This window comes from Microcoleus sp. D3_18a_C4 (genome assembly GCF_036702415.1).
Lineage (GTDB): Bacteria > Cyanobacteriota > Cyanobacteriia > Cyanobacteriales > Microcoleaceae > Microcoleus.
The window spans coordinates 86,481-101,973 of sequence record NZ_JAUBTI010000002.1 but is presented as its reverse complement, the minus strand read 5'-3'; the positions used below and the strand labels follow the sequence as shown (position 1 = coordinate 101,973).

Sequence of the window (15,493 nt, the reverse complement as noted above, 5' to 3'; positions counted from 1 at the left end):
GTTGTGGAACTAACAGGCAAGATGCCTGTTCCACCAGAAAATTCATCTTGTGTGGAAGCAACAGGCAAGATGCCTGTTCCACCAGAAAATTCATCTTGTGTGGAACTAACAGGCAAGATGCCTGTTCCACTAGAAAATTCATCTTGTGTGGAACGGGCATCTTGCCCGTTCTTGACAATGGCCCCACATCTCAGTTTAAAATAATTCGGCGACTGAAATAGGAATTTCAGAAAATCGTCAAAAAACCACTGGGGAATCGCTGCATTGTTATAATCAAGTGGCAACTGATAAGCGTCGCAGTACAGCATCGCTGCGAGGAGATATTCAATCTTCTCGGCAATTTCCCCTCCTTCAGCAAGTTTCGAGGATAACTGCTGGACAAAACTTTGTTCTGACTCAGTTAAAGTTTCATTTTTGATACCGCTATCTAGTAGCAATTTATGAGCTTTCCCCATGTCTTTCGAGTAAGCAGTTTCTAATTTTTCCGCTGGCAAATTCAGCCAATATTCAGCTAGCTGTTGGCGGTAGGGGCGCAGCGCGAGAAGAGGCTGTTTTGAGGGGAATTTCTTGTATTGATCGAGCATTGCTGACAATTCCGATAAACTCGGCTGGGTTCTCAATGCCAGCTTTTGGCGGATGGTCTGTTTGATTTGTTGATTCAGGAAACTGTAATCAGGACTATTTAGGAGTTTTTTGTAAAATCTGACTACATCCTTATGATTTTCCCCAGCCGCGAAGTTTTTCCAAGTTTGTTGTTCGGGATGAATCCGCAGGGAGGACAGTTTTTCGTCTACAAATCCGATGTGATAGTTCCCCATGATTCGCCACCACATATCTAAGTCTACATACTGAGATAATCCCGAATCAAATAATCCTATTTCTTCAAAGACTCGCGCGGCAATTAAGACGGTACTCGGTTCGCCAATTTTGTTGATGGGGTTGCTCAAGCACTTAGTATCTGCCAGTAATTCTTTTCCGGGTTGAATAGATTTTAAATTAGACCAACTTTTATGCAAATCTTTAATTGATTGGGAAGCTATCCGCAAAATCGGGTTAGATTCATCTTCAGCTATGGTGATGCCGCGCGGGGAGAAAACCATACCTATTTTGGGGTTGGGTTGGGCGATTGCGACCATTTTTTCAATACATTCTGGTGCGAGCAAGTCGTCTTGAAAGAGAAATTTAATGTATTGACCTTTTGCTTGGGATATGCAAAAATTCCAGTTTTGTGATAAGCCGTAGTTGCGGTGCAGTATGATGCGGAAATCGACTGAGGTTTGTGATTGGAATGATTGGGCGATCGCAATTGTGCGGTCTGTGGAGCCGTCGTCGGATATAATCAGTTCTATGTTAGGGTAGGTTTGGGCCAAAGCACTTTGAATTGCTTCCCCAATAAATGCTTCTCCGTTGTATGTCGGAATACAAATACTAACTAAAGGTGGTGCATTTTTTACTGTCGCCCCCTGAGAGAACTTTTTCCGTATTCCGCGCTCCAAGCTTTTGAAATTATCTGTATTTTCGGCAATATATTCGAGACGGTTTTGAATTTTTCTCCCGACAGCTTGCGGATTCAGTAAAGTCTTAATTTCATCAGCAGCTATCGCTCCAATTTGTTGAGCTTCCCGGTAATTGTTAAAGACGTGCCGCATTAAATCAGCAGCGTGTTCCACATCCGCTTCGGCCCAAACATTGCCTTTTTTGTAAGGCCCGCAATCTTTCTCAATTGGGATTAACTTATACTTGACTAAATAGCTGTTGCCGAAATTCATAAATTCTGTATTTGATGAATAGCCGGTGGCAATTACGGGTTTGCCGTAAAACATGGCTTCAGCCATTGTTAAGCCAAATCCTTCGCAGCGGTGCAGGGATACATAACAGTCGCAATTGTATAGCAAACCGTTAAGTTTATTTTTGGACAAATAGCCGTCTAGATGTTTGATGTTAGAATTATTTGCTATGGTTGAGTTTAAGGATGCTTGCGCCGCTGAAAATTGGTTGGAATTAGAAGATTTGATGACCAATAATACGCTTTTATCTTCCCCAAAAGCTTGTTTAAATGCTTGAATTGTCGCTAAAGTATTTTTGCGCTCGATGCGGCTGGAAAAGTCGAATACAAACAAGAAAATAAATTTATTTTTAGGTAAATTCAGTGCTTCTCTTTTCAGGGAAGGTGCGGGAAGAGCAATACTAGGCATGATTTTGATGACGGGAATGGGCGCAAGTGCAGAAATTGCCTCGGCGCAATAGTTGCTGTAAGTCCATATTTCGTGAAAGTGATTAAATGCTGGCTGCCATTCAGGGGGAAATGCGGGAAGTTCCCAAGCCCAAAAGCCGATATTGTATTTGTTTTCAAAATAGCTGGAACCTGTATGTTTGATAAAGGTTGCAACTTCATCGGCGTTGACTTGAATTAAGTTTACGGGATAGGGATTATCTTGGCTAAAATTTTGATAGGTGGTGTCTTTCTTGCGGTGGGGACTGCGGGTAAAATTGTTGATGACGAAGGGAATCCCGGCGGCTTCGGCGGCTCTGATGTTTGCTCTGACACCTTCTCCTATGCCAAATTCGCCGTTGATGTAGCCGGCGATGTTCATTCCTAGATTAGGCTTCATAGTTTCTAATGTATTTAGCAAATTGTTGTGTTGATTATTGGGGAAAAAGCAGAATTAATGGAACTCCTCAATCGCGTTAAATGAGGATATGGGTTAAGAATAAATTATAATTTTGCTCAATATTTGCTAAGATATAGCAATAATTGCAGGATGGGTGAATAAGATTAAGCTGTCGCGCCTTTAAATTGCATATTCAGGGCGGGCGGGACGCCCACCCCACAAGAGTTAGATTGTTTTTTGACAGACAATTTAAATGCAGAACAGCTTAAATGAACCGCAGAGGGCGCCGAGAACGCAGAGGAAGAGAAGAGAGGGAAAAGAAAGAGTTGGCAACAGAAAATTGGGTGCTTGACAAATGTGCCGATCGCCATTGTATACTGGCATCGCAATGCTAACCTTCGGCTGGTTGTCTGTCGGCATGGGTTGCTCTGTTTTATTTTACGATAAACTAATCAGGAATTTTAGAGAAAGTGATCGATCGCGTCAACCACGACCTCTTGAAGCTGCTACCGCCGGATGCTAAAGTCATTGTTGAAATTGGCTGCGGTACGGGTTCGACGGGCGAACAGTACAAGCTGATCAATCCCCATTGTCAGTATATTGGCATTGAATGCGATCGAGAAAAAGCTAAAATTGCAGTCGATCGGCTAAACTGGGTGACGGTAGCCGATATTGAAGAAATTGCTCTCGAAAGTCTCGACATCGCCCCAGGAACCGTCGATTGTTTGGTTTTTGGTGACTTGCTACCCTATCTCAAAAACCCTTGGGAAGTGCTCAAGCAGTACAGTGCTTTGCTGAATCCAGAGGGGCAAATTCTCGCTAGAATCCCTAATGTTCAATACTGGCGGCGAATTGTCAATCTGTTGCGGGGACAGTGGGAAAATCCCGACAACAAGATGCAGCACTGGTTTACCCTAGAAAGTATTAAATCACTATTTGCTCAAGCCGGATTGCAGGTTTATGAATTTCAAGGGAAGGGACACAAAACTGAAAATTTTGTTCAGTTTCAGGAATTACTGCATCCTATGGTAAAGGCTTTAGAGCTAACATCGAGCAGTTTTGCTACGGAAACCGGTGCTGAACATTATATCGTGCGATCGACCAAATCGACCGTACCTGCGCGCAGACTGCTGATTCAGACTATCATTATGGCTCCTACAGGGTGCGATCGCGTGCGAGTTTTGGAACCGGACAAATTTAGCGCTACAATTCCCGGTGTCCGCACCGTATCCGCCGTGAAAACAGCAGAATTAATTCCGCCGCTGCCGGAAGAAGAAAAAGTCTTTATCTGGCAGCGGACAATCATGCAATATCCCGGCTATATTCCCCAACTCAAAGAACTGCTTAAACAAGGCTATTTAATAGTAGCTGAAATTGACGATAATCCCATTCGTCGCCGCGAATATGCAGATAATAATTACCTCAGCTATCGCGGCTGTCACTGCGTTCAAACTTCTACAGAACCCCTCGCCAAAATTTTGCGCCAATACAATCCAAATGTGGCTGTATTTCCCAATCACTTAGCTTATCTACCTCCGGCGCGAATTTATCCGACAGAAGATACAGTCACAATTTTTTTTGGTGCACTCAACCGCGAAAAAGATTGGCAGCCGATTATGGCAGCACTCAATCGAGTTTTACTCGCACACAAACACCGGATTCGAGTTAAAGTAATCCACGACCGAAAATTTTTTGACTCATTAAAAATACAGCAAAAAGAATTTGAACCATTTTGCAGTTACGAACGGTATCAAGAAATTATGTACAGTTGTGATATAGCTTTGCTCCCGCTTGTTGCCAACCCGGTTAACGAAACTAAATCCGACTTAAAATTTATTGAATGTGCAGCGCGGGGAGTAGTGGTGCTGGCAAGTCCCACTGTGTACGAACATTCGATTGTCGAAGGTGAAACAGGAGTGATTTATAGATATGAAAAAGAGTTTGAAACCAAACTCAATTCCCTGATTTCTGACACTTCTCGGCGCCGGAAAATAGCCGCGAATGCTTACGAATGGGTGCGGGACAACCGCTTACTGTGCGGGCACTACCGGCAGCGCCGAGATTGGTACTTACAGATGCGCGACGAGTTGCCACGTTTAAATGCTGAACTGCGCGATCGCCTGCCGGAGTTATTTGGTGACTAAGTGCGGTAAGATTTATAGGCTATTGTGCGATCGTTCTGTTTTATTGTTTAATTTCTAATTGTTACTCCACACCAATGCGAATTCTATTCACTATTGCTCACTTTTACAATCCCAGCGGCGACGGGAAACACGCTTCCCAGCGAAATGATCCGCAACCACGACTAAATGCTTTAACCGCTTGCGTGACATCGCTGCAAGCCTTGTACGGCAAATCTCAGTCCATGATTGACATTAGCGAATGTGCAACTATCCCAGCCAATCAATCTCAACAGCACGAAATTGACATTGTTGTTTGCACTACTCAAGGTTATCATCTGTTGCCTCAACTGCCAGTGCAGCCCAGATGTTTTATGCACCACGCTACCAAATGCGAACCGCTGCTTTTGGGGTTTGAGTGTCAAGCAGTTTTGCGAGCGTGTCTTAACAAATACGATTATTTCTGTTATTTGGAAGATGATTTAGTTCTACATGATCCGTGGTTTTTTAGTAAATTAAAGTGGTTTACGCATCACGGAGGAAATGGGAATTTGCTGCAACCGAATCGCTATGAAATAGCGCCTAAAGGCGCGGTTTTTAAAGCATATGTTGATGGTGATTTAGCAGACTCAGCGACTTCTCCGTTTCAAAATGTAGAGGAGCAGCGGCAGTTAACGGGAAAAATCATGGAACAAAAAATCGCTTTTGAGCGGGCGTTGAATCCTCATTCCGGCTGCTATTTTTTGAATGCGGAACAGATGGCACACTGGGCTAAGCAGTCTCATTTTTTGGATAGGGATACTAGCTTTATCGGCCCGCTGGAAAGCGCGGCGACTTTAGGAATTATGCGGACTTTTAGAGTTTACAAGTCAACTCCTGCTTATGCTAATTTTTTGGAGATTCAACATTTTGGAACGAGTTTTCTGAACTTGATTGGTAATAAGGTGAGGGTGCCGGAAGCAGAATGAGTTAAGATATTCAGGTAAGCTGCAATATTTGAGAGGTCGCATGACTCAGGCAACCGAAAAAATTGTCCTTCCCTCTCCTTTTCCCGACCACACTCAACTGCCAGAGGAAGACGGCACTTTTGTGAAGAATTTTCAGGAGCATCCCCAGAGTATTATTTTGACTGATTCGATCGGGTCGGTGTTGCAAGGGCTTCATCCCGATGGACAATATGCTATAGGGCAAGACTGTGGCATCTATTGGCGAGAAACTGACCCGCTTGAAAAGGGAGCAGAAGCTCCAGACTGGTTCTACGTGCCGAATGTGCCACCAACACTAGGAAATCAGATCCGCCGCTCTTACGTGCTGTGGCGGGAATTCATGGCTCCGATGATTGCTTTGGAGTTCGCATCAGGAGATGGTTTAGATGAGCGGGACACAACGCCACTATCGTACTCGGAAGTTGGAGCGACGCAAAGGCCTGGGAAGTTTTGGGTATATGAGCGGATCATGCGGATTCCGTTTTATGGCATCTATGAGATTAATAGTGGCAGGCTGGAAGTTTACAGTCTGAACAATGGGTCTTATCAACTGTTGCTTCCGAACGATCGCGGTCATTATCCGATCGCGCCAATGGGCGTAGAATTAGGACTGTGGCAAGGTAGTTATCAAAACCAGACACTGCTGTGGCTGCGGTGGTGGGACAGCGAGGGCAATTTGCTGCTGACAGGTACAGAACGAGCTGTTGTCGAACAGCAACGAGCTGTTGTCGAACAGCAACGGGCTGATGTCGAACAGCAACGGGCTGATGTCGAACAGCAACGAGCTAATACAGAAGCGCAAGCACGGCGGGATGCCATCCCTAGATTGTTGGCAATGGGATTGAATACAGAGCAAGTGGCTGGGGCGCTGAGTTTATCGGTAGAGGAAGTTACCCAGTATTCACCATCTTGATGTCGCTTTTTTAGGATTTATTTACAGGGGCCGAGAAACCGGGAGATTCGGTCAAAAACCCGGTTTCTTTTGTCGGAGTACGAGAGTCCTCAAGAAGTCAAAACATCGCCGATTTTAACTGTGCCGCTGTTGATAATTTTGGCTAAAACTCCAGTTTGTGCGTGACCGAATTCCTTTTGCAGTAAACTGAGTAAGGAAATATCCCGATCGCCTGTTTCTGGATTCACTTCTATATTGACACAGCGACCGATTCGTGCTGTAACTTCTATGAGCGCCGTGCCTAATTGAAACTGTTTTCCGATCAACTCAAATTCTGACCAAGCTTCCATGCCTTCTAGCACAATGTTCGGGCGAAATCGGCCCACGTCAATGTTTTGAAGAGCGATTTCTGTTAATTGGTCTAATGTGGCTTGACTGAGTAAAGAAATGTGTACGGGTTCTCGATCGGGATAACGAGTTTCGCCGCTGGTGTCGCCGACTAATTGCAAAGGTGCAAACTGCGGGTGTCTCGCTTCTTTTGTGGGTTCAATTGCTGCCAAATATTCGGTGAAAAAACTGCCAATGCGATCGCGCCCCGCTGCTGTGTTCGTTTCTGCAGATAACACTGCAACTCCTTCACGCTTGACTGTTAAAACGGCCGTTTCCGGTTGATAATCACATTCTAAAGCTGCTAACAAAGGCCAATCGTTTTGGACAGCAAAATTTTTTTTGCTCATCCAAGGCATATTTTGGGCTGGCATCTTTGCAGCTTCCAGATTATCTGCAAACATTAAGGCAAAAGCTCGATCACCCTTAATTCCGTGTCCTTCTGTTAAAGCAAACTCCGACATTTCTTGCGGTGTCAGCCCTTTAATTGGATAAATAAATAACTGTTTTATTGTTGCTAATGTCATAAATTTTTCCGAAGTTAGTAAAATTTAATATCTTGCACCCTTGTCAATAATCCTTTTTTGAACAGGCAAGATGCCTGTTCCACAAGAAAATCTACTCTTTGTGGAACAGGCATCTTGCCTGTTCCGAAGTTAGTAGAATCTGAGATCTTGCACCCTTGTCAATAATTTTTTTTTGAACAGGCAAGATGCCTGTTCCACAAGAAAATCTACTCTTTGTGGAACAGGCATCTTGCCTGTTCAGCGAGAATAGTGCAAGATGTGAGTAGAATTGGACTTACGCAGAACCTATATATGTAGGGTTCCCCGCAAACTTTGGAGAAATAGAAGCTAATTCACAAACATTAATCAAATTGCTATAAAAACCCGATTAAGCTAGCAATTCATAGCGGCGGATATCGGGAGGCCCAACGGCCAAACCGTCTAATTTCTGCACTGCGGCTTGAATGTGAGTTGAACCGAGATGTAGTTCCAGCAAATCAGCACTTTCCCACTCTTCAACATAGGTAAAATCTGTGGGATCGGCTTGATTTTGCAGGAGTTCGTATTTGATGCAGCCTTTTTCTTTGCGAGTTGGTTCTATAATGCTCAGCAGCAGAGATTTAAGTTCTGCTACTTTGTCGGGAAAGGCGGCGAGGCGGGCGACTACTCGCAAGGTTGTTTTGGACATAGGAGAAAAAGAAACAGATATGACGATCGAACTTACCGATTTTTACTTGGCAAACTCAGCAAAAGACGATCTTACTTAAAATAACCTAAAGAGATCGCGCGGTCAATCGATTTTAGATTTTAGATTTTAGATTTTAGATTAAAGAATTGCAGCATTGACTTGCGCGAGATAAATACGTTCGGCAAGTTTCATCGGATACAGGTTTTTTATTTCTGGGTTCTGAGTCTGCTTTCGGAATGAATCACGTGGCGGGTATCCTGGATGCTTTCGGTCAACCGCAGTAAAATCAGTCCTGGACGCACTCAAGTCTCAGAAACCCGGTTTCTTGCCAAATTCTCCGTTAGCAACCGCAGAGCGTGGTATAAACCGGGTTTCTTGAGATATTTTGGTAAATACCGGAGGCACTCAATCTTTGGGATAAAATCGCTTGTTTTCTGTAGAATATTCCCAGGCGATATCCTCCGGGTCTTTTTCGCGGCTCCACTGAGCAAACTCCGGCTTAAGTTTCCACTTGCCGATCGTAGTTGCGTGAACTTTGAACCTGCGAGATAGTTCCGTCTGGGTAAAAGAGATTTTGGGCTTTTGAGGAGTCTTGGTTTGAGCAATGGGGAATAAATTTGGTTTTTTCTCTTGTGTTTTTTCCCGATTTGTGGGAGGCTCTTGAACAGCTATTGCCGCATTAGCTGTTTCGCTTTGATTGACAGTTGGAGCTATTTGAAAATAATACAAAATTCCGCCTTGTTCCGTCACCTCAAAATCCGCGGCAAACTCAGAGGCTCGTTCGTCGAGATACTCTTGAACCTTTTCTCCGGGCAGTTTTGCATTCATCGCCAAATCCAAAGCCGTAACTCGCCCTTGATTTTCCTTGATCAACTTGTAGAAAACCGAGTCTAAATGAGCGAGTTTGTGTTTTTGCTGCTGCTGATAGAGCTTGTAAGCCCAAGCAATGCCCGCTGTGGTGGCGATCGCCCAAAACATCCTTCCCGACTCGAAACTGGCAACCGCCGTCAAGGAAATAGGCAAAAGCAGGGTAAGATATCCCCAAATGCTTCCCTTCTTTAGGTTATTGCTGTTTTTGACCATAGTTCCTAAACAGGTACGTAGTTTAGCTTAGTAGAGCGTGTTTGAATGCCGCGAAAGTTGTTCGACAGTCGATATATCGGCTAATCGCTGACACACCCAAAAACGGATACTGTGCCGCGTACACTCGCCTTGTGGACAATCCCTAATTTTAGACCAAAGTTCGAGCTCCTTTGATTCAATGTCGCAAGTAAATCGAAAATCGAAAATCGAAAATCGAAAATCGAGTGACGCACTCTACGACAAAATCCCAGAATCTACTTTTTTTGCAACCGAGGGTTCATGTACTTTTTTCGCAAACAGATTGCCATCCTGCTGATAGTTGTTGCTTGCTGTACGCTGACGATTAGTTGCAGCAATAGCCGAGCTATCCAGTGTACTAAATTTACTGAAATTGTCAACAAAGGCAACGCTCTCATTGATGTTGATAAAGACAGCAACGATGCTGCCACGACCGACAACTTAGCTAAAAATTTGAACCTGATAGCAAAAGAAATTGAAAATCTGCGAATAACAGATCCCACCCTCAAAGAAATTCAGGAGCCATCGGTTAAATCCTTCCAGGAAATTAGTCAAGCACTCGGCGACATAAGCAAAAGTCTTCAGGCTGGAAATCTCGCTTCTACAAGTATAGAAGGTCGAGAGCAAATCAAAACAGCTCAAGCAGATATTATTAGAGCCGGCCAACAGGCGAATCAAGCAGCCGCCAATCAAGACGCTTTGACTAGCAAACTGATTAATTATTGTAAGGGCGATCGCTAAAGGCTAAGAGTTTTGAGTTTTGAGATGGTCACGCAAACCCCAACAACCCACGGGGGTGAATGAATTGGAGGAATGCGTCGCCTTCACCTACTATCTACCCCTTTGCAATTACCCAATTTAGTGATGAATTTCTAGATTCAAAATATAGCGACCGAGTTGTACTTTCTCCGACCACAACTCATATTCTAACCGCAAGTGTCCGGGTTCCGGCTTTCCTGTCAGCGTCAAGTTGCGGGTGAAGTTGCGGAGTCGCAACTGTTCGGGAGTCGCCAAGGATTCGCCCTGAAGCCAATAACGGCTCAGGCCGTACATTCCTCGTTCCCAGCAGTGGCGGTAACTGTATTTGCCGTTTCCTTGCATGGTCATAATGACTCGATAGGGCGAAACTTCTAACCAGAGCAACCGGGGTTTTGTAGTTGGGGGCAAGATTGTAACTTGCTCGGCAGATTGGTCGGAGCCGTCGGAAAATTCGCGCTCGATTATTGCTGGTTCGTGCAGCAACAAGTGAAAGCGATCCTGGTCTTTTTGATAAACCGTAGCAGCGGTTTCAACGACTGACCACAAAGGTAAATCTGTGGATACCAGCGATAAACTTACAGGCTTGCGGTGATGGGTCAGCATAAATAAAAGTTTAGGAGTTGTGGTGGATCGGGCGGTTTGAGATTTGAGATTTGAGACTTTAGATTTTAGATGGGCTGGGTTCCAAATTCCGGAGCTTTTGCTTAAAAAAATGAAAAATCTACAACTCGCAATCGAAAATCTAAAATTGTTCAGTCAAACTTCAATCATCGGGTCGATAACTGAGAGCAGGAGATGAAATCTAAGCAGATACACGGATAATATTTGTGAAATTAATGTGAAATCCGTGCCGTTGCGTCCGCACTCCCGTGTCATCGAGAACTGACAGCGGAGTCTCCGGACGAGTTTAATCAGGCTTTAAGTTAACCGGACACATTGGGAAAAAACCCGCAGGCCGTACAAAAGACGACTAACTTAGGACTGAGAAAAAGGTAGGATAGCTAACGCCATCTAATCCTAGTTTATCTCAATGCAAGCTGACATTATAACTACTACGCTTCTTGACAAAAACCAAACTTTAAGCATTCAAAAACCGGCCTCGGGCTTGTCGCTGGTGGGGAGGATTCGAGTTCCCGGCGATAAGTCGATTTCTCACCGAGCTTTGATGTTGGGTGCGATCGCCCAAGGTGAAACTACTATTGAGGGACTACTTCTAGGAGAAGACCCCCGCAGCACTGCTAAATGTTTCTCGCTCTTGGGAGCCAAAGTTTCTGAACTCAACGCGGAACGGGTGAGGGTCCGGGGCGTCGGAATTGGCGAGTTAGAGGAGCCTGTAGAAGTCTTGGACGCTGGCAATTCCGGCACGACGATGCGGCTGATGTTGGGAATTTTAGCCTCTCATCCGGGCCGTTTTTATGCGGTAACGGGTGACAGTTCTCTGCGATCGCGCCCCATGTCGCGCGTCATTAAACCGCTGCAACAAATGGGAGCGCAAATTTGGGGACGAAAAAGTAATTCTTTAGCTCCTTTAGGGATACTGGGACAGCAGTTAAAACCGATTCACTACCATTCTCCGATCGCCTCGGCTCAAGTTAAATCTTGCATATTGCTCGCCGGTTTGATGGCAAGCGGAGAAACTACAGTCACAGAACCCGCTCTGTCGCGGGATCACAGCGAGCGGATGCTGCGAGCGTTTGGAGCCCAATTGAGCGTCGATCCAGAAACTTGCAGCGTGACAGTCACTGGGCCGACACAACTGCAAGGGCAGAATGTGATTGTACCGGGGGATATTAGTTCGGCCGCATTTTGGCTAGTTGCTGGGGCGATCGTCCCCGGTTCCGAGCTCGTAGTCGAAAATGTCGGCGTCAACCCCACTCGTACAGGCATTTTGGAAGCTTTGGAGATGATGGGCGCCGACATTGAACTGCAAAATCAGCGAGAGGCGGCTGGGGAACCGGTAGCGGATATTTTGGTTCGCAGTTCCGGCCAATTGCGGGGATGCACCATTGCTGGCGACTTAATTCCCCGACTGATTGACGAAATCCCGATTTTGGCGGTAGCGGCGATCTTTGCGTCCGGTACTACAATAATTCGAGATGCGGCCGAGTTGCGGGTCAAAGAGAGCGATCGGCTGGCCGTGACTGCTGCAGAACTCAACCGCATGGGAGCCCAAATTTCCGAGTTACCCGACGGTTTAGAAATTACCGGGGGAACTCCTTTGACCGGCGCGGATGTTGACAGCTACACCGACCACCGAATAGCGATGAGTTTGGCGATCGCAGCGCTCAACGCCACAGGTATTACTAACATTCACCGGGCAGAAGCCGCTGCCATTTCCTACCCCGACTTTACCGCCACTTTGCAACAAGTTTGCCATCCAAATTGAGAGCGGGTATAGGGCATTGAGCATTGGCAAAACAGGGCATTGGGCATTGGTTGCTGGTTATGTGTTATCGGTGATTGGTAGACACTCACAAATAACAAATAACCAAGGACCAATGACTAATGACTAATGACTTCCTCTAAGAATCTTTACCTACAACTTGTTCTTTTAAAGAATCAATTTCCGTTAACAACTCTTGGCGATCGGAAGCCTTGAGCAGATAGCGGTAAACAAACCAACCCGTATATCCCATGCCAATCAACTCAAAAACTGGAGCTACCAAAGGGACATCATTAAGAGCACCTAAAACTCCCAGCATTACCTTAATACTAATACCGCCTGCCAGAATTAAACCAACAGTTATGAGGGGCTTTTGGTAGTCAGCAAAAAAATTGGATAGATAGGCTGGGAGTTCCGACAAAATTGTAAGAACTTGGTCTTTAATATCTTGGAACTGGCTGGCCGGTGTTTCTGTGGTTGTCACTGTAGTCATGACCCCCGGTTGGTCAGCCACCAGGTCTACTGTGACGATTTCAGTGACTGTTTGTGCGTCGTCAGAAAAGTTAGCTTGTGTCATTGAATACTTCCTCCGTTGTCAGGTAAAATTGCAGGCTGTGAATTGCTGCCAGTATAATTCTCCGGCAATTAGCACAGCATCCCCGCTGCAGGGACTAATTGATGAGACTAAGGCAGAGTTTCACAAATTGCAAGCAAAAATAACGATATGACTTGATTTTAAACAATTTCCCTCGTTGCCAAATCGCTCTTTTGACTCATTTTTTCACTCGATCGAGGTCGATTTGATTCGGGCAAGGGCGTCCTTGTTCAAAGTCGGTGATATTGCCGATCGTGGTTTCGGCGATATTTTTCAAAGCTTCCTCGGTGAAGAAAGCTTGATGTCCGGTAATCAGGACGTTGGGGAAAGTCAGCAAACGCTGAAAAACGTCGTCTTGAATGACCTGATTTGACAAATCCTCAAAAAACAGATCCGTCTCTTGTTCGTACACATCTAAGCCGAGGTAGCCAATTTTACCCGACTTCAGCCCTTTGGTAACAGCTTTAGTGTCAATCAACTGACCGCGGCTGGTATTGATCAGCATCATTCCCGGTTTCATTTGCTCGATCGCCTCTGCACCGATTAAATGGTAAGTTTCCGGTATCAGCGGACAGTGGAGGCTGACAATATCAGAGGCGGCGAAGAGTTCCGGGAGTGCGACGTATTCCATGCCTAGGGCGAGGCAATCCGGGTTTTGGTAAACATCGTATCCCAGCAGGCGACACCCGAATCCCTGCAGAATTTGAGCAGTAATTGCGCCAATTCTGCCTGTTCCGACGATTCCCACCGTTTTGCCGTGGAGGTCAAAACCCAACAAGCCGTCTAGGGCGAAATTGCCTTCGCGGACGCGGTTGTAGGCCCGGTGGATTTTGCGGTTGAGGGACAAAATCAGAGCGACTGCGTGTTCGGCCACTGCGTAGGGAGAATAAGCAGGAACTCGCAGGAGAGTTAAGCCTAAATCCTTCGCTGCTGCTAAATCGACGTGATTGAATCCGGCCGATCTCAGGGCCAGCAAGCGGACGCCTTTTTCGGCAATGCTAAGCAGCGTTTTCGCGTCCAAGGAGTCGTTCACGAACGCGCAGACTGCCGGAAATCCAGCAGCCAAAACGCTGGTTTCCAGGTTCAGACGCGGTTCAAAAAAAACTAAATCGTGTTTGCCGCCGACATTCGCTGCTTCCAGAAATGTGCGATCGTAGGATTTAGTGCTGAATACGGCTACCTTCATGATTTTTGCCTGCAAACCCAGTAATAGTGGGAAATTCTTTCCCGATCAACTCTAAATTTTACTAGAACGCCGTTGCCTCTGCCCCAAACAACCCACTTTCCATGAGAAATATTGAATTTCGTAACAAGAGCCTCTCTCAAGAAACCATTTTTTGAGCTTGAGGGCAACTCCTGCTTAATTTTTTGAATCCAATTGCTTAGACTGTAGTAAAGCGCGAGCATTAACTGCTAATTTTTTAGGAGAAACTCAGATGCGTAAACAACTCAAAACTATAATTTAGGAAATTTTAGAAACGTCAGACTCAAGCAATTTATACAGTTTAGCAGATGATGTTTTTATAACTTGTTTAATTCTGATAAACGTCGCAGCTTTTATTGCTTCTACTTCGCCCACATTGTCGCCAGAACACACATCGCTTTTGGCAAAAATCGAAATTGTTTCCTCCTTAGTATTTACAATAGAATATATTTGGAGACTGTGGGTGTCTACAGTCGATCGCAGATACAGCCACCCGCTTTGGGGAAGATTGAGATATGCTCTGACACCGCTAAGTTTGATAGATTTAATTTCCATCTTACCTTTTTACTTCTTGCTGTTATTTCCTAGTTTCAACTTCGTTAATTTAATTCGTGTTCTGCGCTTGTTGCGGTTGCTAAAACTGAGCCGTTATTCTGAGTCAATCAGAACTCTGGGAGCAGTATTGTACGATAAAAAAGAGGAGTTAATTGCCACCGCCTTTGCAGTTTTTATTCTGTTAATATTTGCCTCTAGCGTCATGTATTTTGTTGAATACGAGGCGCATCCCGAAACTTTTGCGAGCATTCCCGATGCAATGTGGTGGGGAGTTGTGACCTTAACTACTGTCGGTTACGGTGATATTTATCCAATCACTCCTTTAGGGAAATTGTTAGGAGCAATATTAGCATTTTTGGGAATTGGAATTTTTGCGTTACCTGCGGGGCTCATTGCTGCAGGTTTTTCCGAGGAAGTCCAAAGGAGAAAGCAGGAAAGAATGGCGGCAAATTTAGAGCAATCTGCGAATTGTCAATCGGTCAAAAGGCTGGCGGAAATCGAGGTCGGCTTTGACCAAAAGCAAAGGGCGATCGCACTTCACATCGAAAGTTCATCAGAGTTGATGAAAATGTGTGTTCAAACGGCAAAACAGAAGTTAGGAAGTGAGTTTCAAAATGAACAAATTATTTGCGATTTAGCTATTCACCTGTACAATGAAGCAGTCCGCAAATTCGAGCTGTAATTACAGATATATATTGCCTGTAA

The 15,493-nt window shown here is 45.1% G+C and carries 13 protein-coding genes; 6 read left to right on the top strand and 7 right to left on the bottom strand.

What is annotated here, in order from left to right:
- The coding region (locus tag QUB16_RS01545) for a glycosyltransferase (protein WP_333313538.1) at positions 1 to 2,612 on the bottom strand (2,612 nt) is incomplete at its 3' end.
- Positions 2,613 to 3,082: 470 nt separating this feature from the next.
- Here QUB16_RS01545 and QUB16_RS01540 point away from each other — a divergent pair.
- From QUB16_RS01540 to QUB16_RS01530, 3 genes are all read left to right on the top strand, one after another.
- Complete coding sequence (locus tag QUB16_RS01540; RefSeq protein WP_333313536.1) at positions 3,083 to 4,756, top strand: methyltransferase domain-containing protein; 1,674 nt, start codon at positions 3,083 to 3,085, stop codon at positions 4,754 to 4,756.
- Positions 4,757 to 4,830: 74 nt separating this feature from the next.
- Complete coding sequence (locus tag QUB16_RS01535; protein WP_333313534.1) at positions 4,831 to 5,700, top strand: calcium-binding protein; 870 nt, start codon at positions 4,831 to 4,833, stop codon at positions 5,698 to 5,700.
- A gap of 40 nt (positions 5,701 to 5,740) precedes the next feature.
- The gene (locus tag QUB16_RS01530; protein ID WP_333313532.1) at positions 5,741 to 6,631 is read left to right on the top strand and encodes a Uma2 family endonuclease; all 891 of its coding nucleotides are present in this window, start codon (positions 5,741 to 5,743) and stop codon (positions 6,629 to 6,631) included.
- A gap of 89 nt (positions 6,632 to 6,720) precedes the next feature.
- On the opposite strand, the gene QUB16_RS01525 is transcribed toward QUB16_RS01530, so the two are convergent.
- The 3 genes from QUB16_RS01525 to QUB16_RS01515 form a co-directional block, all read right to left on the bottom strand.
- Entirely contained in the window at positions 6,721 to 7,524 is an 804-nt protein-coding gene (locus QUB16_RS01525) for an MOSC domain-containing protein (RefSeq protein ID WP_333313530.1), read from the bottom strand.
- A 367-nt stretch (positions 7,525 to 7,891) separates the two neighbouring features.
- Positions 7,892 to 8,191: a putative quinol monooxygenase gene (locus QUB16_RS01520; RefSeq protein ID WP_333313528.1), complete on the bottom strand. Its 300-nt coding sequence runs from the start codon at positions 8,189 to 8,191 to the stop codon at positions 7,892 to 7,894.
- Between the two features lie 405 nt (positions 8,192 to 8,596).
- Positions 8,597 to 9,274, bottom strand: coding sequence for a hypothetical protein (locus QUB16_RS01515; protein WP_333313526.1), 678 nt, complete (start codon positions 9,272 to 9,274; stop codon positions 8,597 to 8,599).
- A gap of 279 nt (positions 9,275 to 9,553) precedes the next feature.
- Here QUB16_RS01515 and QUB16_RS01510 point away from each other — a divergent pair, with 279 nt between their 5' ends.
- Positions 9,554 to 10,033, top strand: coding sequence for a hypothetical protein (locus QUB16_RS01510; RefSeq protein ID WP_333224042.1), 480 nt, complete (start codon positions 9,554 to 9,556; stop codon positions 10,031 to 10,033).
- Positions 10,034 to 10,150: 117 nt separating this feature from the next.
- Here QUB16_RS01510 and QUB16_RS01505 read toward each other — a convergent pair whose 3' ends face one another.
- Positions 10,151 to 10,654, bottom strand: coding sequence for a hypothetical protein (locus QUB16_RS01505; protein ID WP_333313524.1), 504 nt, complete (start codon positions 10,652 to 10,654; stop codon positions 10,151 to 10,153).
- 427 nt (positions 10,655 to 11,081) lie between these two features.
- On the opposite strand from QUB16_RS01505, the gene aroA reads away from it, so the two are divergent.
- Positions 11,082 to 12,437, top strand: a complete 1,356-nt coding sequence (gene aroA, locus QUB16_RS01500) for a 3-phosphoshikimate 1-carboxyvinyltransferase (protein WP_333313522.1) — start codon at positions 11,082 to 11,084, stop codon at positions 12,435 to 12,437.
- A gap of 136 nt (positions 12,438 to 12,573) precedes the next feature.
- Here aroA and QUB16_RS01495 read toward each other — a convergent pair whose 3' ends face one another.
- Positions 12,574 to 13,011 (bottom strand): CAAD domain-containing protein, encoded by a 438-nt coding sequence (locus tag QUB16_RS01495; RefSeq protein WP_333313520.1) that lies wholly within the window; start codon positions 13,009 to 13,011, stop codon positions 12,574 to 12,576.
- Between the two features lie 196 nt (positions 13,012 to 13,207).
- Positions 13,208 to 14,215 (bottom strand): 2-hydroxyacid dehydrogenase, encoded by a 1,008-nt coding sequence (locus QUB16_RS01490; RefSeq protein ID WP_333313518.1) that lies wholly within the window; start codon positions 14,213 to 14,215, stop codon positions 13,208 to 13,210.
- A 283-nt stretch (positions 14,216 to 14,498) separates the two neighbouring features.
- Here QUB16_RS01490 and QUB16_RS01485 point away from each other — a divergent pair, with 283 nt between their 5' ends.
- On the top strand, positions 14,499 to 15,470 hold the full coding sequence (locus QUB16_RS01485) for an ion transporter (RefSeq protein ID WP_333313713.1): 972 nt from the start codon (positions 14,499 to 14,501) through the stop codon (positions 15,468 to 15,470).
- The last annotated feature ends 23 nt before the right edge of the window (positions 15,471 to 15,493 follow it).